This is a genomic window from Variovorax jilinensis (genome assembly GCF_030316885.1).
GTDB lineage: Bacteria > Pseudomonadota > Gammaproteobacteria > Burkholderiales > Burkholderiaceae_C > Variovorax > Variovorax jilinensis.
Genome location: NZ_JASZYQ010000004.1, coordinates 395952 through 414539, shown reverse-complemented (window position 1 = coordinate 414539; position 18588 = coordinate 395952). Strand labels below are relative to the sequence as shown.

General features: G+C 68.3%; 22 protein-coding genes. 8 read left to right on the top strand and 14 right to left on the bottom strand.

All coding sequences use genetic code 11. The features are described 5' to 3' along the window. Positions 1-10: 10 nt before the first annotated feature. Positions 11-670, bottom strand: coding sequence for an OmpW/AlkL family protein (locus QTH87_RS17695; protein ID WP_286611023.1), 660 nt, complete (start codon positions 668-670; stop codon positions 11-13). Between the two features lie 247 nt (positions 671-917). On the opposite strand from QTH87_RS17695, the gene azu reads away from it, so the two are divergent. The 3 genes from azu to QTH87_RS17680 all read left to right on the top strand — a co-directional run bounded on the left by azu (position 918) and on the right by QTH87_RS17680 (position 2319). Continuing rightward, positions 918-1379, top strand: coding sequence for an azurin (azu, locus tag QTH87_RS17690; protein ID WP_286611021.1), 462 nt, complete (start codon positions 918-920; stop codon positions 1377-1379). 73 nt (positions 1380-1452) lie between these two features. Continuing rightward, the gene (phaP, locus tag QTH87_RS17685) at positions 1453-1944 is read left to right on the top strand and encodes a TIGR01841 family phasin (RefSeq protein WP_286611019.1); all 492 of its coding nucleotides are present in this window, start codon (positions 1453-1455) and stop codon (positions 1942-1944) included. Positions 1945-2070: 126 nt separating this feature from the next. Then, positions 2071-2319 carry a hypothetical protein gene (locus QTH87_RS17680; protein WP_286611017.1) on the top strand — a complete coding sequence of 83 codons (249 nt, stop codon included), beginning with the start codon at positions 2071-2073 and terminating at the stop codon, positions 2317-2319. Between the two features lie 125 nt (positions 2320-2444). Here QTH87_RS17680 and QTH87_RS17675 read toward each other — a convergent pair whose 3' ends face one another. Further along, on the bottom strand, positions 2445-2882 hold the full coding sequence (locus QTH87_RS17675) for an RcnB family protein (protein ID WP_286611015.1): 438 nt from the start codon (positions 2880-2882) through the stop codon (positions 2445-2447). 116 nt (positions 2883-2998) lie between these two features. Next, complete coding sequence (locus QTH87_RS17670) at positions 2999-3580, bottom strand: cob(I)yrinic acid a,c-diamide adenosyltransferase (RefSeq protein ID WP_286611013.1); 582 nt, start codon at positions 3578-3580, stop codon at positions 2999-3001. 69 nt (positions 3581-3649) lie between these two features. On the opposite strand from QTH87_RS17670, the gene QTH87_RS17665 reads away from it, so the two are divergent. Continuing rightward, positions 3650-5074: an FAD-binding oxidoreductase gene (locus QTH87_RS17665; RefSeq protein WP_286611012.1), complete on the top strand. Its 1425-nt coding sequence runs from the start codon at positions 3650-3652 to the stop codon at positions 5072-5074. A 78-nt stretch (positions 5075-5152) separates the two neighbouring features. Here QTH87_RS17665 and QTH87_RS17660 read toward each other — a convergent pair whose 3' ends face one another. The 8 genes from QTH87_RS17660 to QTH87_RS17625 all read right to left on the bottom strand — a co-directional run bounded on the left by QTH87_RS17660 (position 5153) and on the right by QTH87_RS17625 (position 12108). Further along, the gene (locus tag QTH87_RS17660; protein WP_286611010.1) at positions 5153-6094 is read right to left on the bottom strand and encodes a ParB/RepB/Spo0J family partition protein; all 942 of its coding nucleotides are present in this window, start codon (positions 6092-6094) and stop codon (positions 5153-5155) included. A gap of 5 nt (positions 6095-6099) precedes the next feature. After that, a complete protein-coding gene (locus tag QTH87_RS17655) occupies positions 6100-6642 on the bottom strand; it encodes an RBBP9/YdeN family alpha/beta hydrolase (RefSeq protein WP_286611008.1) in 543 nt (180 codons plus the stop codon). 55 nt (positions 6643-6697) lie between these two features. Further along, complete coding sequence (locus QTH87_RS17650; RefSeq protein ID WP_286611006.1) at positions 6698-7555, bottom strand: ParA family protein; 858 nt, start codon at positions 7553-7555, stop codon at positions 6698-6700. Between the two features lies 1 nt (position 7556). Continuing rightward, positions 7557-8171, bottom strand: coding sequence for a LysE family translocator (locus QTH87_RS17645; RefSeq protein WP_286611004.1), 615 nt, complete (start codon positions 8169-8171; stop codon positions 7557-7559). Positions 8172-8231: 60 nt separating this feature from the next. Next, positions 8232-8870, bottom strand: coding sequence for a 16S rRNA (guanine(527)-N(7))-methyltransferase RsmG (gene rsmG, locus QTH87_RS17640; protein WP_286611002.1), 639 nt, complete (start codon positions 8868-8870; stop codon positions 8232-8234). After that, a complete protein-coding gene (gene mnmG / locus QTH87_RS17635) occupies positions 8867-10819 on the bottom strand; it encodes a tRNA uridine-5-carboxymethylaminomethyl(34) synthesis enzyme MnmG (RefSeq protein WP_286611001.1) in 1953 nt (650 codons plus the stop codon). The genes rsmG and mnmG overlap by 4 nt, the downstream gene beginning before the upstream one ends. A 174-nt stretch (positions 10820-10993) precedes the next feature. Further along, a complete protein-coding gene (locus QTH87_RS17630) occupies positions 10994-11917 on the bottom strand; it encodes a transglutaminase-like domain-containing protein (RefSeq protein ID WP_286611000.1) in 924 nt (307 codons plus the stop codon). A gap of 5 nt (positions 11918-11922) precedes the next feature. Then, positions 11923-12108, bottom strand: a complete 186-nt coding sequence (locus QTH87_RS17625) for a DUF1328 family protein (RefSeq protein ID WP_286610999.1) — start codon at positions 12106-12108, stop codon at positions 11923-11925. A gap of 190 nt (positions 12109-12298) precedes the next feature. Between QTH87_RS17625 and gstA the strand changes: the two genes are divergently transcribed. After that, positions 12299-12907 carry a glutathione transferase GstA gene (gene gstA / locus QTH87_RS17620; protein WP_286610998.1) on the top strand — a complete coding sequence of 203 codons (609 nt, stop codon included), beginning with the start codon at positions 12299-12301 and terminating at the stop codon, positions 12905-12907. A 41-nt stretch (positions 12908-12948) separates the two neighbouring features. On the opposite strand, the gene QTH87_RS17615 is transcribed toward gstA, so the two are convergent. Further along, entirely contained in the window at positions 12949-14181 is a 1233-nt protein-coding gene (locus tag QTH87_RS17615; RefSeq protein WP_286610997.1) for a YbfB/YjiJ family MFS transporter, read from the bottom strand. Positions 14182-14307: 126 nt separating this feature from the next. Here QTH87_RS17615 and QTH87_RS17610 point away from each other — a divergent pair, with 126 nt between their 5' ends. Then, positions 14308-15411 (top strand): alkene reductase, encoded by a 1104-nt coding sequence (locus QTH87_RS17610; protein ID WP_286610996.1) that lies wholly within the window; start codon positions 14308-14310, stop codon positions 15409-15411. Here the strand turns inward: QTH87_RS17610 and QTH87_RS17605 are convergent. Both QTH87_RS17605 and QTH87_RS17600 read right to left on the bottom strand, forming a co-directional pair. Further along, positions 15393-16778 (bottom strand): sensor histidine kinase, encoded by a 1386-nt coding sequence (locus tag QTH87_RS17605; RefSeq protein WP_286610995.1) that lies wholly within the window; start codon positions 16776-16778, stop codon positions 15393-15395. The genes QTH87_RS17610 and QTH87_RS17605 overlap by 19 nt on opposite strands. Beyond that, positions 16775-17464 (bottom strand): response regulator transcription factor, encoded by a 690-nt coding sequence (locus tag QTH87_RS17600; RefSeq protein WP_286610994.1) that lies wholly within the window; start codon positions 17462-17464, stop codon positions 16775-16777. Before QTH87_RS17600 ends, QTH87_RS17605 begins: the two co-directional genes overlap by 4 nt. Positions 17465-17582: 118 nt before the next feature. Here QTH87_RS17600 and QTH87_RS17595 point away from each other — a divergent pair, with 118 nt between their 5' ends. Next, a complete protein-coding gene (locus QTH87_RS17595; RefSeq protein WP_286610993.1) occupies positions 17583-17777 on the top strand; it encodes a heavy-metal-associated domain-containing protein in 195 nt (64 codons plus the stop codon). A gap of 30 nt (positions 17778-17807) precedes the next feature. Then, on the top strand, positions 17808-18587 hold the full coding sequence (creB, locus tag QTH87_RS17590; RefSeq protein ID WP_286610992.1) for a two-component system response regulator CreB: 780 nt from the start codon (positions 17808-17810) through the stop codon (positions 18585-18587). The last annotated feature ends 1 nt before the right edge of the window (position 18588 follow it).

Below are 18588 nucleotides of genomic sequence, written 5' to 3'. Positions count from 1 at the left end.
CGCCATTGGCCTAGAAGCGATAGCCCACGCCGGCGCCGAACAGCCACGGATCGACCTTGACGGTCGACAGCGTCTGGCCCAGGCGCGTGACGTCGGTGCGCATCTGCACCTTCTTGACGTCGAAGTTGAGGAACACGTTCTTCGCGATCGCGATGTCGATGCCGGCACCGAGCGCCAGGCCGTAGCTGTTCTGCTTGAGGTCGAGCGCGCCCACGGTCGGCACGAACAGGTTCACTCCGCTGATGCGCGTGTAGTTGAGGCCGGCGCCCACGTAGGGCCGGATGGTGGCCTCGGGCATGAAGTGGTACTGCAGCATCAGCGTCGGCGGCAGCTGCTTGAAGGTGCCGATGTCGACCGGCCCGCCGAGCGCGCTCTGCTCGACCGTCACGGTGTGCTTCTGGGGCACGGTCAGCACCAGTTCGGCCGCGATGTTCGGCGTGAAGAAATAGCTGATGTCGATCTCGGGGATGGTCTTGTTGCTGACCGTGATGGCATCGGCCGGCACCGCCAGCGAGGGAATCGGATCGGACTTGTTCGCGGTGTCGATGCGCACCGCGCGTGCACGCACCAGCCAGTTGCCCTGCGCCTCCTGCGCCGCCGCCGGCAACGCGCACAGGCCGCCGAGGACGGCCGTTGCAATCAGTGCGCGCTTGAAGGAATCTCGAATCATTTGCTTTCCTGCTTCTCTGGTAATTGGCCGACGCGGGATGTCGGCAACTGCAGGCAGTTTGGTGAGGCGGGAGGCGCGCGTCCTTGACGCAGGGCAAGCAAAGCGGCGCACCGTGCCCGCACCGCAACACCGCATCTGCGCATCGGGGACGACCTTGACCCAGGTCATGAGGCAGCCGTCGGCGTTGTCGACAATGAACCCAGGGCCGCGCGAGGTGCACGGCCTCTTTTCATCGAGGTCCTGTTCCATGCTGCTCCGCCGCCTTGCCGCCATCGCCACCACCGCCGTCCTCGGCATCGCCTGCGCGCCCGCATTCGCCGCCGACTGCGCCGTCGAGATCGACGGCAACGACGCCATGCAGTTCAACAGGAAGGAGATCGAAGTCAGCAGCGCCTGCAAGAGCTTCACCGTCACGCTGCGCCACAGCGGCAAGCTGCCCAAGCAGGCCATGGGCCACAACTGGGTGCTCGCCAAGACGGCCGAGGTGCCGATGGTGGCCAGCGACGGCATCGCTGCGGGCCTGGCCAACAACTATGTGAAGGCCGGCGACGCGCGCGTGGTGGCCCACACCAGGATCCTGGGCGGCGGCGAGAGCGACAGCGTGAGCTTCTCGCCCGCCAAGCTCGCGGCCGACGGCAGCTACACCTTCTTCTGCTCGTTCCCGGGGCACTCGACCTTGATGAAGGGCACGCTCAAGCTGGTCAAGTGAAGGCCGGGCTTCCATGAAACGCCCCACTGGGCGTATCGTCGCGACTCCAACCTCAACCCCGGAGATCACGCACATGGCCACCAGCAAGACGAGCACCACTGCCGCGAAGAAGCCGAGCACGCGCGGAATTCCCACGCCGGCGGACGTCCAGGAAGCCTTCGTCAAGCCGCTCAAGGGCATGGCGGAGCGGCTGCAGAACCTGCCGCTGGCCGGCGCCGCGGGCGCCATCGTCGAGAACGGGCGCAAGGACCTGCAGGCGCTCATGAAGGTCAACGAGAAGTCCTACCAGGGCCTGCAGAGCGTCGTGCAGCGCCAGACCGAGATGCTCAAGTCCTCGATCGAGGAATGGCAGGGCACGATGAAGTCGCTGCCGGGCACCGATCCGCGCGAGGGCTTCGCCAAGCTCGACGCCATGGGCAAGGCCGCCTTCAAGCAGGCGCTCGACGACATCCGTGAACTGTCGGAAGTGGCGGCGAAGTCGCAGGCCGACGCTTTCGACGTGGTGCGTCAGCGCATTCGCGAGAACGTGGACGAGGTCAGCAAGCTGCTGCAGCCACGCAAGTAAGCAAAAAGGACGTCCCCACGGCGACATGCGTGTTTGCCCTGCGCGAAAACGAGAAAAAGGTCCTAGTCCGTATCGTTAGGAAGCGTACATTGGTGCGAATCCCTCAGCGATTGGATCGAAACAGCCATGGCATCGAATTCTCAGACGCGCATTGCAGCGACGAAGGCAGCCAGCGAAGCCGCCGCCCGCGAACGTTTGCGGCAGGCCCTGCCTGCCACCGTGGATCACCTGCTGCAGCACCAGGCCGGCCGCATCGACGAGAACGACGTCGATGCCTACGTCCGTCTCAACTGGCTCGAATGGCACGGCGGCGGGCTGCGGCTCACCATCACCGGGCGCAACGTCTGTGCCCAGATGGCGCCTGCGCCGGTTTGATGTAGCCCCCCGCTCCCCACTTTGTGTGGGTCGCTGCCCCCCCGGGGGGCCGCAGGCCGCCTTGGGGCGGCCCGGCGACGGCCTGATATAGCCCCACGTTTCCCTATTTCGCGTGGGTTGCTGCCCTACTGTCCGACGATGATCTGCGCGACCAGGCCGGTGGCGACGGCGGCCAGGACGAAATCGCCACCGACTCCGACCCACTGATAGCCGCGCTGCGGCTGCTGCAGACGGTGGCCGCGCCAGTCGTCCACCACGTAGGCGCGACCGCGGTATTCGTTCGGCAACCGGCCACCGCGGCGCCATTCGGCGTGCGGGCTGGGGCCACGATAGGCGTCGGGACGGCTGTAGTCGCGGTGGTACGTCTGGCCGCGCGCAGGGCCCTGACGGTAGTCGGGCTGGCCCCGATGGTCGTAGGCCGGGCCGGCATGGCGCTGCTGCATCTGTTGCGGCACATGGCGATCCTGGCGGCCATCCCAGCGAGGATCCTGCGCGAAGGCGCTGCCCGCCATGCCCATCGCGAGCGCTGCGGCGCCAAGGGCCATGCACTTTGACTTGATCATTTCGGAACTCCTTCTGCGTTGATGAGGAGTCCAGTGTGGAAGCCGGGTGTGTCGCGCTTGCCGCCTGCATGTACGCGGCGCGTGAAGCAAGGTAAAGCCGCCCTGCGGCCGGCGCTTCAGTCCGCGCCGGCGTCCGCTGCCGCGGCGCGCGCCATGCGCTCGCTCTTCCAGTAGACGTCGTCGCCGCCGTCGACCCGGTTCAGCACGCGCGCGAGCACGAACAGCAGGTCGCTCAGGCGGTTCAGGTAGTGGCGCAGCGCGGCGTTGAGCTTGGCCTCGGCGCCCAGCGCCACCACGGCGCGTTCGGCGCGGCGCGCGATGGTGCGGCAGACATGGGCCTGCGACGCGGCACGCGTGCCCGCGGGCAGGATGAACTCGGCCAGCCGCGGCAGGGCCGCGTTGTGCTCGGCCAGTGCGTTGTCGAGCTGCAGCAGCGCGTCGGCCTTCAGCAGCGTGTAGCCCGGCATCGAGAGCTCGCCGCCGAGGTTGAAGAGCTGGTGCTGCACGTCGACCAGCAGTTCGCGCACCGGCGCGGGCATCGGTTCGCACAGCAGCAGGCCGATGTTCGAGTTGAGCTCGTCGACGTCGCCCATCGCGTGCACGCGCAGGTGATCCTTGGGCACGCGCGTGTTGTCGCCGAGTCCGGTGCTGCCGTCGTCGCCGGTGCGGGTTGCGATCTGCGTCAGGCGATTGCCCATGGTTGTCCTTCTCGTGCGGTTTGCGGGGGTGCTCCGTAGAATGTTAGACCCTCCAGGAGACCGCGCCCCATGAATGCTCCCACCTCCCCCGCCCACCTCACGCCCGAGATCGCGTTGCGCGCGGTGCCCGAGGCGCTGATCGCCGCCCTCAAGGCCCGCTTTGGCGAGCGCTGCTCGACCGCGATGGCGGTGCGCACGCAGCATGGCCGCGACGAATCCTCCTTCGATGCCCCGCCGCCTTCCGCGGTGGTCTTCGCCGAGAGCACGCAGGACGTGGCCGATGCGGTGCGGCTCGCCAGCGAGCACAGCGTGCCGGTCATTCCCTTCGGCGTCGGCTCCTCGCTCGAGGGCCACCTGCTCGCGGTCCAGGGCGGCATCAGCATCGACGTGGCACGCATGAACCGCGTGCTGTCGATCAACGCCGACGATCTCACGGTCACGGTGCAGCCCGGCGTCACGCGCAAGCAGCTCAACGAGGAGATCAAGAGCACGGGCCTGTTCTTCCCGATCGATCCGGGCGCCGACGCCTCCATCGGCGGCATGGCGGCCACGCGCGCGAGCGGCACCAACGCCGTGCGCTACGGCACGATGCGCGAGAACGTGCTCGCGCTCGAGGTCGTGACCGCGAGCGGCGAGGTCATCCGCACCGGCACGCGGGCCAAGAAGTCATCGGCCGGCTACGACCTCACGCGCCTGATCGTCGGCAGCGAAGGCACGCTGGGCGTCATCACCGAGGTCACGCTGCGCATCTATCCGCTGCCCGAAGCGGTGTCGGCCGCGATCTGCTCGTTCCCGAGCATCGAGGCCGCGGTGCGCACCACCATCGAGACCATCCAGCTCGGCGTGCCGATCGCGCGAGTCGAGCTGATCGACGTCAACACGGTCCGCATGGTCAACGCCTACGCCAAGCTCGGCCTGCGCGAGGAACCGATGCTGCTGATGGAGTTCCACGGCTCGCCCGCGGGCGTCAAGGAGCAGGCCGAGACGGTGCAGGAACTGGCCAGCGGCCACGGCGGCAAGGCCTTCGAATGGGCCAGCACGCCCGAGGAGCGCACCCGGCTCTGGACCGCACGCCACAACAGCTATTTCGCGGCCGTGCAGTCGCGTCCCGGCTGCCGCGTGATCTCGACCGACACCTGCGTGCCGATCTCGCGGCTGGCCGACTGCCTGCTCGAATCGGTGGCCGAGGCCGATGCCAGCGGCATCCCCTACTTCCTTGTCGGCCACGTGGGCGACGGCAACTTCCATTTCGGCTACCTGCTCGACCCCAACGTCCCTGAAGAGCGCGTGACCGCCGAGAAGCTCAACCACGCGCTGGTCAGCCGGGCGCTGGCACTCGAAGGCACCTGCACCGGCGAGCATGGCGTCGGCCTGCACAAGATGGACTTCCTCGTGACCGAGGCCGGTGCCGGCGCGATCGACATGATGCGCACGATCAAGCGCGCGCTCGATCCGAAGAACATCATGAACCCGGGAAAGATCTTCAGCCTGTAGCCCGCCAGCCGCGCTCGCGGCCGCAGAAGCTGCGCGGCCATGACCGACGCGGCCATCCATCGGCGCCGGCCGCGACGATCACATCTTGCGCAAGCGGTCGATCAGGCCGTTGAGCGCATCGAGCGAGCCGAAGTGGATCGCGAGCTCGCCGCTTTCCTCGAGCTTGCCGCTGCGCTTGCTGCGCTTCTTGATGCGGACCTCGACCTCGGCCGCGAGCAGGTCGGCCAGTTCTTCCTCGACGCGCAGCAGGTCGCGCGACTTCTCGGCCGCGCCCCCGCGGCGCGACGAGGGCGTGAGGCTGAACTCGGCCGCCAGCTTCTTCACCAGCGCCTCGGCCTCGCGCACCGACATCTTGCGCGCCGCGATCTGGTTGGCTGCCGTAATTTGCGTGCCCTTGTCGAGCGACAGCAAGGCGCGCGCATGGCCCATGTCGATGTCGCCGGCCATCAGCATGGCCTGGGCGGGCTCGGCCAGGTTGAGCAGGCGCAGCAGATTGCTGGCCGCACTGCGCGACCGCCCGACGGCTTGGGCGGCGGTCTCGTGAGTAAGCCCAAACTCTTGCACCAGTCGTTGCAAACCCTGAGCTTCTTCAAGCGGGTTGAGGTCTTCGCGCTGGATGTTCTCGATCAGCGACATGGCGGCCGCGGCCTCGTTCGGCACGTCGCGCACCAGCACCGGGACGGTCTCCAGACCTGCAAGGCCTGCCGCGCGAAAGCGCCGCTCGCCGGCGATGATCTCGAACTCGGCCTTCTTGTCGAGCGCCGAATCCGCATCGAGCCGGCGGACCAGGATCGGCTGCATGATGCCCTGCGCCTTGATGCTCTCGGCCAGTTCGTAGAGCGCCCCTTCGTCCATGCGCGTGCGCGGCTGGTAGACGCCGGGCACCATCTGGTCGAGCCGCAGGATCGTCGGGTTGGCGCGCGCGGTGTCGTCGGAAGCCGTGCTGTCGATGCCGTTGAAGGTCGGGCCCAGCAGGGCCTCGAGTCCGCGGCCGAGGCCCTTGGGTTTCTTGGTGGCCATGGAAGTCATTTTTGTTGAAGGAGTTCGTTCAGCAGGGCGCGGCCCTCGGGCCAGTCGCCCAGGCCGGATTCGCCGTTGAGATGACCGCGCGCGCCGCCATCGACGAAGCGCGCGCCCCAGTCGTCAGCCATCGCGCGTGAGCGCTCGGCATCGCAGTACGGATCGTTGCTGCCAGCGATCATCAGCGCGGGGAACGGCAGCTTTCGGCGCACGATGGGCGCCCAGCCGGGAATCATCTGGCGCAGGTCGTCGCGCTCGAGGTCGCCCGGCGCCACCAGCAACGCGGCACGCACCTTGGCGGTGTTGACGGAATGAGCAGCCCAGGCCGCGACCAGAATGCAGCCCAGGCTGTGGGCGACCAGCACCACGGGGCCGCGCGCCGCCAGGACTTCCTCCTCGAGGCGGGCCGACCAGTCGCCACGCAAGGGGCGCATCCAGTCGTGCTGCTCGACGCGGTGGTCGCCATGGACGGCCTCCCATCGGCTCTGCCAGTGCGCAGCGTCGCTGTTCTGCCATCCGGGCAGCAGCAGGATCTCAGGCCCGCTCACGGGGCCACCTGCTGGGGTCGCACGCCGGTATTCGCCATCGCAGCCGCCGTCTGGCTCATGGGCCGTCCGGCAGGTGCACGGCGACCGGCGGTGCGTCGATCGGGGCCGGCACCGGCGGCGCCGACGCATCGGATGCCATGGCGCTGGCCGGAGGCATCTTCTCGACCAGCTCCTGCGCGAAGGCGACGAAAGCCTGGCTGCCCTTGGCCTGCGGATCGAAGATCACACCGGGCAGGCCGTAGCTCGGCGCCTCGGCCAGTCGCACATTGCGCGGGATCACGGTGTCGAACACCTTGTCCCCGAAATGCGCCTTGAGCTGCTCGCTGACCTGCTGCTGCAGCGTGATGCGCGGATCGAACATCACGCGCAGCAGGCCGATGATCTGCAGGTTCTTGTTGAGGTTGGCGTGCACCTGCTTGATGGTGTTGACCAGGTCCGTGAGGCCTTCGAGCGCGAAGTACTCGCATTGCATCGGCACAATCACGCCATGTGCGGCGCAAAGGCCGTTGAGCGTCAGCATGCTGAGGCTGGGCGGGCAATCGATCAGGATGAAGTCGTACTCGGCACCGACCGCGGCCAGCGCGGTGCGCAGGCGCTTCTCGCGGCGATCGAGCGCAACCATCTCCACCTCGGCGCCGGCCAGTTCGCGGTTGGCGCCCAGCACGTCGTAGCCGCAGGTTTCGGATCGCACGCGGGCCTCGGCCACGGAGGCCGATTCGAGCAGCACGTCGTAGACCGTGGTCTCGAGCTGTCGCTTGTCGACGCCCGAACCCATCGTCGCATTGCCCTGCGGGTCGAGGTCGATCATGAGGACCCGCTGGCCCACCTTGGCCAGGCCGGCCGCCAGATTGACTGCCGTGGTCGTCTTGCCGACGCCGCCTTTCTGGTTCGCGATGCAGAAGATCTTGGCCATTTCAGCGCGAGATGGCGAGCTTGAAACCGAAAGCGATCAGGAACACGCCCGCGAGCTTGCCGAGCATGCCCGAGATGCGCGGATTGGCGCGCAGGCGCTCGGCCAGGAAGTAGGTCAGGAAGGTCACGATCAGGCCGTAGAGAAAGGTCAGGAATGCGATCGTGGCTGCCATCGCGGCAAAAGTCGGGAAGCCCAGGTGCCGTGTGGGATCGATGAACAGCGGAAAGAAGGCCATGTAGAAGACGATTGCCTTCGGATTAAGCAAGGTGATGGCGAAGGCCTGCTGCAGGTACTGGCGCGGGCGGATGTTCAGGATGGGCGCAGCGCCGGGCTTGGCACGGATCATCCGATAGCCGAGCCACGCCAGATAGGCCGCACCCAGCCACTGCACTGCGCTGAAGGCGGCTGGATAGGCAGCCAGCAGGGCCGCCACACCCGCCACGGCGGCCCACATGAGCACCTGGTCGCCGAGGATCAAGCCCAGGGTGGCCGCCAGCCCGCCACGCACGCCACCCTTGCCGGTCGAGGTGATCAGCGCGAGGTTGCCAGGCCCGGGAATCGCGAGAAACAGGACGATGGCCGCGACGAACGCGCCGTAATCAGCGATGCCGAACATGGAATTTGCCTTGAATGGGAGTGCGTCGAGTCTAAGCGAGGTCGACGCGAGGGACGCCGCTCACGCGGCAGGTTTTCGCATCCAGACGATGCAGCGCTCGGCGTCGAGACCCGGAACGGACAGTTGTTCCACGTGGAACACCTCAGCCTGTCGCGGCAATTGGGCGATTTCGTCATCCGGCGCCCTGCCCTTCATCGCCATCCAGACGCCGCCCGGTGCGAGCAGCTGGTGCGAGCCTGTCACGAAGTCGGCCAGCGAAGCAAAGGCGCGCGAGCTGATCAGTTCGTAGCTGCCCGAGAGCTGCTCGACCCTCGCATGCAGGCCGCGCAGGTTCTTGAGGCCCAGTTCGGAAGCCACCTGTTGCACGAAGGCCGCCTTCTTCGCCACCGCATCGAGACAGGTCACTGAGATGTCCTCGCGGAGGATCGCAATCACGACACCCGGCAGACCGGCACCGGCACCCACATCGAGCAGATTCCCTGCGCCAGGATGCTGCCGCCGAAGCGGCTCGATGACCGCGAGCGAATCGAGCAGGTGGTGCGTCATCACGCTCGCAGGGTCCCGCAGCGCCGTGAGGTTGTAGACCCTGTTCCATTTGAGAATGAGCGCGCCATAGGCCAGCAATTGCTCGCACTGTGGGCCGCTCAACTTCAGGCCCAGACGGGCAGCGCCTTCGCGCAACTGCACGGCCTCGCTCATTCGACGACAGGGACTTCGGCGACGGCAGCTTGCGCACCCGAGAAGGCCTGGTGCCCACCCTTGCGCAGATGGATCATCAGCAGGGAAATCGCCGCCGGCGTCACACCCGAGATCCGTGAAGCCATCCCGAGCGTCTCGGGCCGATGCTTCGCCAGCTTTTGCCTCACCTCGAAGCTCAGTGCCTTGACCTGGCCATAGTCGAAGCTCTCGGGCAGCCGAAGATTCTCGAAATGAGCCGCGCGCTGCACCTCGTCGTGCTGGCGATCGATGTAGCCCGAATACTTGGCCGCAATCTCGATCTGCTCGACTTCGGTCGGGCCCAGCGCTTCGGCGGCGGCGTACTTGCCGCCGTCCAGCGACATCAGCGATTCGTAATTGACGTTGGGGCGGCGCAGCAGGTCGCCGAGGTTGTATTCATGCTCGATCGCCTTGCCGAGAACACGCTCGGACTCAGCTGCGGGCAGATTCCGCGGATTCACCCAGATCGACCGCAGGCGCTCTGTTTCACGTGAAACAGCGTCGCGCTTGCGAGAGAACGCATCCCAGCGTGCATCGTCGACCAGGCCCAGCTTGCGCCCGGCTTCGGTCAGGCGCATGTCGGCATTGTCTTCACGCAGTTGCAACCGGAATTCGGCCCGGCTCGTGAACATGCGGTAGGGCTCGGTGACGCCCTTGGTGATCAGGTCGTCGACGAGCACGCCCAGATAGGCCTCGTCGCGGCGCGGCAGCCAGGCCTCTTCGCCACGGCACTGGAGCGCCGCGTTGATGCCCGCGAACAGGCCCTGGGCGGCCGCCTCTTCGTAACCCGTGGTGCCGTTGATCTGCCCGGCAAAGAACAGACCCTTGATGGCGCGCGTCTCGAAACTGCTGCGCAGCTCGCGCGGGTCGAAGTAGTCGTATTCGATCGCGTAGCCGGGCCGCAGGATGTGGGCGTTCTCGAGGCCGGCCATCGAGCGGACGAGCTGGTACTGGATGTCGAACGGCAGGCTGGTCGAAATGCCGTTGGGATAGAACTCGTTGGTGGTCAGGCCTTCGGGCTCCAGGAAGATCTGGTGACTTTCCTTGTCGGCAAAGCGGTTGATCTTGTCTTCCACGCTCGGGCAGTAGCGCGGCCCGATGCCGTCGATCTTGCCCATGAACATCGGGCTGCGGTCGAAGCCCGAGCGGATGATGTCGTGGGTGCGGGCATTGGTGTTCGTGATCCAGCACGGCACCTGCTGCGGATGCATTTCCTTGCTGCCCATGAAGCTGAACACGGTCATCGGCCCTGCCCCGCCCGGCATGCCGTCGCCCGGCTGCTCGACGCACTTCGTGAAGTCGATGCTGCGCCCGTCCAGGCGCGGCGGCGTGCCAGTCTTCAGCCGGCCCTGAGGCAACTTGAGCTCCTTCAGGCGCGCGGAAAGGCTCACCGCGGGCGGATCGCCTGCGCGACCCGCCTGGTAGTTGTCGAGCCCGACATGAATGCGGCCGTCGAGAAAGGTGCCCGCGGTGAGCACCACTGTGCGCGCCCGAAAGGAAATGCCCACCTGCGTGATCGCACCCACGACGCGATCGCCTTCGATCATCAGATCGTCGACCGCCTGCTGAAACAGCGACAGGTTGGGCTGGTTCTCGAGCCGGCGCCGGATCGCCGCCTTGTAGAGCACGCGGTCGGCCTGCGCCCGGGTGGCGCGCACCGCCGGCCCCTTGCTGGAGTTCAACACGCGAAACTGGATGCCGCCCTCATCGGTGGCGATCGCCATGGCGCCGCCCAGCGCATCGACTTCCTTCACCAGATGGCCCTTGCCGATGCCACCAATCGAGGGGTTGCAGCTCATCTGGCCCAGGGTCTCGATGTTGTGCGTCAGCAGCAGCGTGCGCGCTCCCATGCGCGCGGAGGCCAGCGCGGCTTCGGTGCCGGCATGGCCGCCGCCGACGACGATCACATCGAATTCTTCGGGGTACAGCATGGAATGGGGCGCACCACGCGTGCGCTCTCGGAAGGGGGGCAACAATTTTAATCGGGGACGGCCCATCGTACTGCCCGAGGGGCAAGCAGCCCGCTTCGATCGATTCTTCCCGGCCCCATCCCCCGTTGAATCCGATGCTATCTTTTCGATAGCATCGATCAGGGTTGCAAGGCCTCAGTCCGTGACCACGACCTCGTGCGCCGAATCCTGTCGCGAATCGCCCGGATCGTTCGTCACGGGCACGGGCTTCTCGATGCCCACGATCTGCCCGGTGGCCTTTGGCGGATCTGCCGGCTTCACGCCGCGTTCGTCTTGCATCTCGCGCACTTCGATCGTCTTCCCCGTCATACGCACCGGGCCGAAGATGGTACAGAAGGCCACGTCCTTGGCATCGCGACCGGTACCGACCCGCACCAGACGGTCCACCGGGGCCATGCGCGTCGGGTCGAACAGCACCCATTGGCCACCGATCCAGGCCTCGAAGACCGCATGGAAATCCTGAGGTGGCTCGTCGAACCACACATAGCCGACGACCAGGCGCGCCGGTATGTTCAGCGCCCGGCAGAAGGTGATTCCCAGGTGTGCGAAGTCGCGGCAGACCCCGGCCCGCTCGACGAACACTTCGCTCGCGGTGGTGGTCGAATCGCTGCTGCCGGGCTCGTAGGTGATGCTTTCGTGAATCCAGTCGACGATCGCCTGCACCCGGCCGATGCCCGGCGGCAGATCGCCGAAGAGCTGCACCGCGCAACGCGCCATCAGGTCGGATTCGCAGTAGCGGCTCGGCATCAGGTAGTGCAGGACCTCGTGCGGCACCTCGTTGACCGGCACCTCCGCCAGGTCATTCGGAGTCTCTACATGAGAGCGCTGCACGTGCGCCCGGTAGCGAATGCGCAGCGGCCCCGGCTTGGCATCGAAGCGCACGAAGCGGTTGCCACTGCTCTCGTCGCAGAAGGCCTGCATCTCCACCGGCGGCTCGATCACCAGGTCCTCGCTCACCAGCGCCTGGGCGCCGCTGCGCGCGGCCTCGATGTTGAGCAGCAGGTGCGAGGGCGCGGACACCTCGTATTCGAGGACCGCGTCCACGTGGGAAAAATGCATGGCGCTCAGTCCAGTGCTTTCTTGACGGCGCCCACGCCCAGTGCTGCCAGCACGAGGAAGATCACCGCGAGGATCAGGAACAGGCCGAACAGCACCTTGGCAATGCCGGCCGCCCCGGCCGCCACACCGCCGAAGCCCAGGGCACCGGCAATCAGCGAGACGACCGCGAACACGATGGCGTACTTCAACATGAGTGAACTCCTTGTGAGGAAGGGGCGAACGCCCCGGTTGTGGAAGTCTAAAAAGTACGCCGGCGATGCCGCATAGTCGCCTCGCGCAAGCCGCCGTAGGACAACCGCCTCGCCGCGAAACGGCTAGCATCCATGGCCGCACGCCGCGAGGCGCGCCTCGCATCCGATACAACCACTGGAGATCCTAAGAATGAAGCTCTACTACTCGCCCGGCGCCTGTTCGCTGTCGCCCCATATCGCGCTGCGCGAAGCCGGCCTGGCCTTCGAGCCCGTGCTCGCGAGCACCAAGAGCCACAAGCTGCAGGACGGCACCGACTACTACGGCATCAACCCGCTCGGCTATGTGCCGATGCTCGAGCTCGACGACGGCACCCGCCTGCGCGAAGGCCCCGCGATCGTGCAGTACATCGCCGACCTCGCCCCGACCAAGAACCTCGCACCGGCCAACGGCACGATGCAGCGCTACCGCCTGCAGGAATGGCTGACCTTCATCGGCACCGAGATCCACAAGGGCTTCTCGCCGCTGTTCAACCCGGCCATGCCCGAGGAAGCCAAGGAGATTTCCAAGGCCAAGCTCAAGTCGCGTTTCGAGTGGCTCGACGGCCAGCTGGCCGACAAGGAGTACCTGATGGGCGAGCACTTCAGCGTCGCCGACGGCTACCTCTTCACGGTCACCAACTGGGCCAAGCCCACGGGCGTCGACCTGTCGGGCTTCGCGAACGTCAATGCCTGGCATGCACGCGTCGGCGCGCGTCCCGGCGTGCAGGAAGCGCTCAAGGCCGAAGGCCTGGTGAAGTGAAGTAGGCCCCGGCCGGCGCGAAGTTGCGGGGAGCCGGGTGGCTACGCGCCGCGCTGGCGCCACGCCAGCAGCGCCCCCGCCCACAGCGTGAGGGCCGAGGCCACGAGGCCGCCGGCCAGCCCGCCCGGGCCATCGGAGATCCAGCCCGTGACCGTGGGCCCCACGATCTGGCCCAGCGCGAACACGATCGTGAAGGCGCTGATGCCGGTCGCCCACTGCGCCGCCGGCAGGTTGTGCCGCACCAGGGCCGTGGTCGACGCCACCACCGACAGGAACACCCCTCCGAACATCAGGCCCGAGACCAGCGTCACGGGCCAGGCCGGGCTCAGCACGGCCAGCAGCGTCGCCGCGCCCAGCAGCGTGTTGAGCAGCGCCTGCGGGCCGCCCCCGCGGTAGCGGTCCAGCAGGCCGGCCCAGAGCCGCGACGAAGCCACGCAGGCGACGCCGAGCAGCGCATAGAAGAGCGTGATGTCGCCGGGCTGCGCACCCTGCTCGCGCAGCAGCGCGATCACGAAGGTCATGTAGCCGATGTAGCCGGCACCAAAGAGCCCATAGCCGCCGAGCGCCCATGCGAAGCGCCGCAGCACCGACCCCGCACCGCCCGCACCATCGCCACCCGCCCGCGAATCCGGCGATGCCGCCGGGGCCGCCGGCTGGCCGCCGTCGCGTGGCATCGCCCGCACCGCGAAGGCCAGCACCGCGGTCGCCGCGAAGCTCGCCAGCGCAAGCGCCCACCAGGCCCAGGCCCAGCCGTGCGCACTGGCCGCCGCCTGCTGCAGCACGAAGGGCACCAGCAGCGCCGACAGCGTGATGCCGAAGCCGGTGCCGCCATAGTAGATGCCGAGGAGGAAGCCGGCCTGCCCCGGCTGCAGGGTGCCAAGCCGTGCCGCCAGCAGGCCGCCGGCGACGAACACCCAGGCGCTCGCGAGGCCCGCCAGCAGTCGCTGCAGCAGCAGCGCGGGCGCCGAGGTGAAGAAGCCGCTCGCCGCCATGAAGAGGCTGGCCGCCACCGCGCCGCCCACCAGCAGCCGCACGGCGCCGAGGCGCCGCATCAGCGCCGGCGTCACCAGGGCGCCGAGCAGGTAGCCCGCGGCATTGGCGGTGTTCATGCCACCGGCCAGCGCGTAGCTCCAGCCCAGGTCGGCGCGCATCGGCGGCAGCAGCAGGCCATAGGAAAAGCGCGTGATGCCGAGCGACACGGCGGCCCCGAGCGACAGCGCCAGCGCCAGCCGGAGGGCCTGGGGCGTGGTGAGCGTGACGGGGGTCGCTGGCATGGGGCCCGTGCATTCTGCTGCAATGCCTAGCAGCAACACGACAACCCCGCGACAGCAGGGTTGCAGCACGCCGATTAGGCTTGCGCGTTCTCTCCACTCCACCAGCCCGCAAGGCAGACCCCATTCATGAGCTCCCTCTTCGATCCCGTCCAGGCCGGCGACCTCGCACTCGGCAACCGCATCGTGATGGCGCCGCTCACGCGCAATCGCTCGCCCAACGCGATCCCGCGCGACATCACGGCCACCTACTACGCCCAGCGCGCGTCGGCCGGCCTGCTGATCACCGAGGCGACCGCGATCAGCCATCAGGGCCAGGGCTATGCGGACGTGCCCGGCCTCTACGGCACCGAGCAGCTCGATGCCTGGAAGCAGGTGACCGACGCGGTGCACAAGGAAGGCGGCAAGATCGTGGTCCAGCTCTGGCACGTGGGCCGCGTCTCGCACACCGAGCTGCAGCCCGACAACGGCAAGCCGGTGGCGCCCTCGGCGATCACGGCCAAGACCAAGACCGTGCTGATCAAGGACGGCGTGCCGACCTTCGTCGCCACCTCGGAGCCGCGCGCGCTCGACGCCGCCGAGATTCCCGGCATCGTCCACGCCTTCGCGGTGGCGGCCCGCAACGCGGTGGAAACCGCGGGCTTCGACGGCGTCGAGCTGCACGGTGCCAACGGCTACCTGCTCGATCAGTTCCTCAAGACCGGCAGCAACAAGCGCACCGACGACTACGGCGGCAGCATCGAGAACCGCGCCCGCCTGCTGCTCGAGGCCACGCGCGCGGTGGTCGACGCGGTCGGCGGCGGCCGCACCGGCATCCGGTTGTCGCCGGTCACGCCGGCCAACGACGCCCACGATGCCGATCCGCAGCCGCTGTTCGACTACGTGGTGCGCCAGCTGGCACCGCTGGGCCTGGCCTACATCCACGTGATCGAGGGCGCCACCGGCGGCCCGCGCGAGATCGACGACCGCCCCTTCGACTACGAGGCACTCAAGGCCGCGTATCGCGAAGCCGGCGGCAAGGGTGCCTGGATGGTCAACAACGGCTACGACAAGCCGCTGGCCGAAGAGGCGCTCAAGGAAGGCGACGACCTGATCGCATTCGGCAAGCCCTTCATCTCGAACCCGGACCTGGTGCGGCGCCTGCGCGAAGGCGCCCCGCTGAACGCCTGGGACAAGAACACCTTCTACGGCGGCGGCGCCGAGGGCTACATCGACTATCCGGCGCTGGCCTGAAACTGCAGGCTTACGCGCAGGCCGCCTGACTCCGACGCCTGGCTGAATTCCAGCCGGGCATCGAGCAGCCTGGCGTAGCGGGCCACGATCGCGAGCCCGAGGCCCGCGCCCTGCCCCAGCTTCTGGCCCGCGGGCCCCTGGGCCCAGCGCTGCAGCAGGTCGGCGCGCGCCTCGGGCGCGATGCCCGGGCCGTCGTCGGCCACGCTCAGCGTGCGGCCCGAGATCTCCACCGTGATCGTGCGCCCGCCGTAGCGCAGGGCGTTGTCGATCAGGTTGTCGAGGATGCCCTCGACCAGCGCCGCATCGGCCTGCACGGTCAGGCGTTCCTCGAGCCCCTGGGCGCCGAGGTCCACGCCCTGGGCATCGGCACGCGCCAGATGCCGCAGCACCGCCTCCTGCGCCAGCCGGTCGAGCCGCAGCGGCTGCCGCCGCAGCGCGGTCCGGCCTTCGTCCGCCAGCGCCAGCGCCAGCAGCTGGTCGACCAGGTGGCTCGCGCGTGCCTGGCTCAGCGCGATCTGCTGCAGCTGTTCGCGCCAGACCGCGGGGTTCTGCTGCGCGAGGCCGTAGTCGGCCAGCGCGCGGATGCCGGCCAGCGGCGTGCGCAGTTCGTGCGCGACGTTGCCCGCGAATTCGCGCTGCGCCGCGGCGCTCTGCGCCAGCCGATCGAACAGCGCGTTGAGCGTGTCGCCGAGCTGTTCCAGTTCGCGCGAACTGCGTGCGACCGGCACCGCCGCGAGGTCGCTGGCGGCACGCTGCTCCAGCGTCCGGCGCAGCTCGCCGAGCGGGTGCAGTTCGCGCTCGATGCCACGCCAGAGCCAGGCCGCGAGCAAGGCCAGCAGCACCAGTTGCGGCGCCAGCGAATAGATCAGCAGCTGCTCGACCAGCAGCGCGCGGGCACGCGTGGACTGCGCGATCACGATGCGGTAGTCGGTGGCCGCCTCGGGCTTGAGCACCACGGCGCGCAACGGCTGCCCGCGGTACTCGATGCGCGAGAAGCGATGCCGTGCACCGTCCACCGGCGCCGGCGCATCGAGGCCGGCATCGCCCGCGAGCAGCGAGCCGTCGGGCCGCAGCACTGCGAAGAAGACCGTCTCCGACTGGTCGAACAGCACGTTCGAGAGGTCGCGCGGCGTCAGCAGCAGCTCGATGCCGCGCTCGCCCGCACGCACGTTGGCCGAGACGAGGTAGGCATCGTCCAGCATCGCGCGATCGAAGGCCTGCTCGGTGAAGTAGCTCGCCACCACCAGCGCCAGCGCCGTGCCCACGAGCCAGGTCAGGCCCAGCGGCAGCAGCACGCGGCGCGCAACCCGCGCGGTCAGCGAGGGCGCCGCTGGCTGCGCCGGCGCCGACGACGCGGGCAGGCTCACGCCTCGGCTTCCAGCAGGTAGCCGATGCCCCGCAGCGTCCGGATCACGGCGCCGCTGCCCAGCAACTTCTTGCGCAGCCTCGATATGAAGGCCTCCAGAGCGTTGTCGCCGAGCGATTCGTCGAAGGTCGAGAGCTTGTCGGACAGCTCCCGCTTGCTGATCGTGCGGCCCGGCGGGCTCATGAGCTCCCACAGCACCTCGAACTCGCGCGCGGGCAGGTCCAGGTGCACGCCTCCGATCGCGAAGCGCCGCGCGCGCCGATCGAGCTTGAGCTGGCCCAGCAGAGAGATGTCGTCGGTGCCCTGGGCGCGGCGCACCAGCGCACGCAGCCGGGCCTCGACCTCGGCCAGGTCGAAGGGCTTGCCGAGGTAGTCGTCGGCGCCGGCATCGAGGCCCGCGATGCGCTCGTCAGTGCGGTCGCGCGCCGTCAGCACCAGCACCGGCGTGCGGTCGTTGCGCGCCCGCGCATGGCGCAGCGCCGTGAGACCGCTCGCCAGGCCGCTGGTCGCGCTCGCGCTGGCCGGAAGGTTGAGGTCGAGCAGCACGGCATCGAAGGGCTGGACGCGCCAGAGATGGTCCGCGTCCTCGACATTGGCGGCCACGTCGACGCGGTGCCCGGCATCGGCGAGGCTGCGCAGCATCACGTCGCGCAGGACGGCATCGTCTTCGACGAGGAGAATTCGCATGGCGGCAGGGAGTGGGAAAAAACCCGTCGGTTTTACCTCAGGCAGCGCCCCCACGCTGGACATTGACATGGGGGGAAGGATCAAACTGCGGATTCACTCACCCGAAGGAGCTTTCACGATGAGCCAGAAAATCCAGGTCACCGGCATGAGCTGCAACCATTGCGTCGGCGTGGTCGAGAAGGCCCTCAAGACCGTCGATCCCGGCGCGCAGGTCACGATCGATCTCGAGACCGGCCATGTCGACGTCATCAGCCAGCACCCGCGGCACGACCTCCTGGTCGCGATCGAGAACGCGGGCTACCGGGCCCAGTAGGGCGGCGGCCGCCCGGCTACCATCCGGGCCATGTCCACCCAGCCCCGGATCCTGATCGCCGAAGACGAATCCGGCATCGCCGACACCCTGCAGTACGTGCTGCGCACCGACGGCTTCGTTCCGGTGTGGTGCGCGACGGCCGAACAGGCGATCGCGCAGTTCGCGGCCGAGCCGCCCGCGCTCGCGATCCTCGACGTCGGCCTGCCCGACATGAACGGCTTCGAGCTCTTCAAGCGGCTGCAGGCGCTGCCCGGCGGCGCCCTGGTGCCGATGATCTTCCTGACCGCGCGCAGCGACGAGATCGACCGCGTGGTCGGCCTCGAGCTCGGCGCCGACGACTACATCGCCAAGCCCTTCTCGCCGCGTGAACTGGTGGCGCGCGTGCGCACCATCCTGCGCCGCAGCGCGCGCGGAGGCCATCCGGCGGGCGCAGCGGGCCCGGCAGGCGCTGCAGCCACAGCCGCACCGGCGCTGCCCGCGGCAGCACCGGCCGCCGCGCCGGCCGGTCCCTTCGCACTGGACAGCGAGCGCATGCAGATCCGCTACTACGGCCGGCTGCTCGAGCTTTCGCGCTACGAATACGGCCTGCTGCGCCTGCTGGTGCAGCGCCCCGGCCGCGTCTACACGCGCGACGACCTGCTGCGCCTGGTGTGGGACGAGGCCAGCGACAGCTTCGACCGCACCGTCGACGCGCACGTCAAGACGCTGCGCGCCAAGCTCAAGGCGATCGCGCCCGAGGTCGACGCGATCCGCACGCTGCGCGGCACCGGCTATGCGCTGAACGAGGACCTGCCGCTGGACGGCGCCTGAT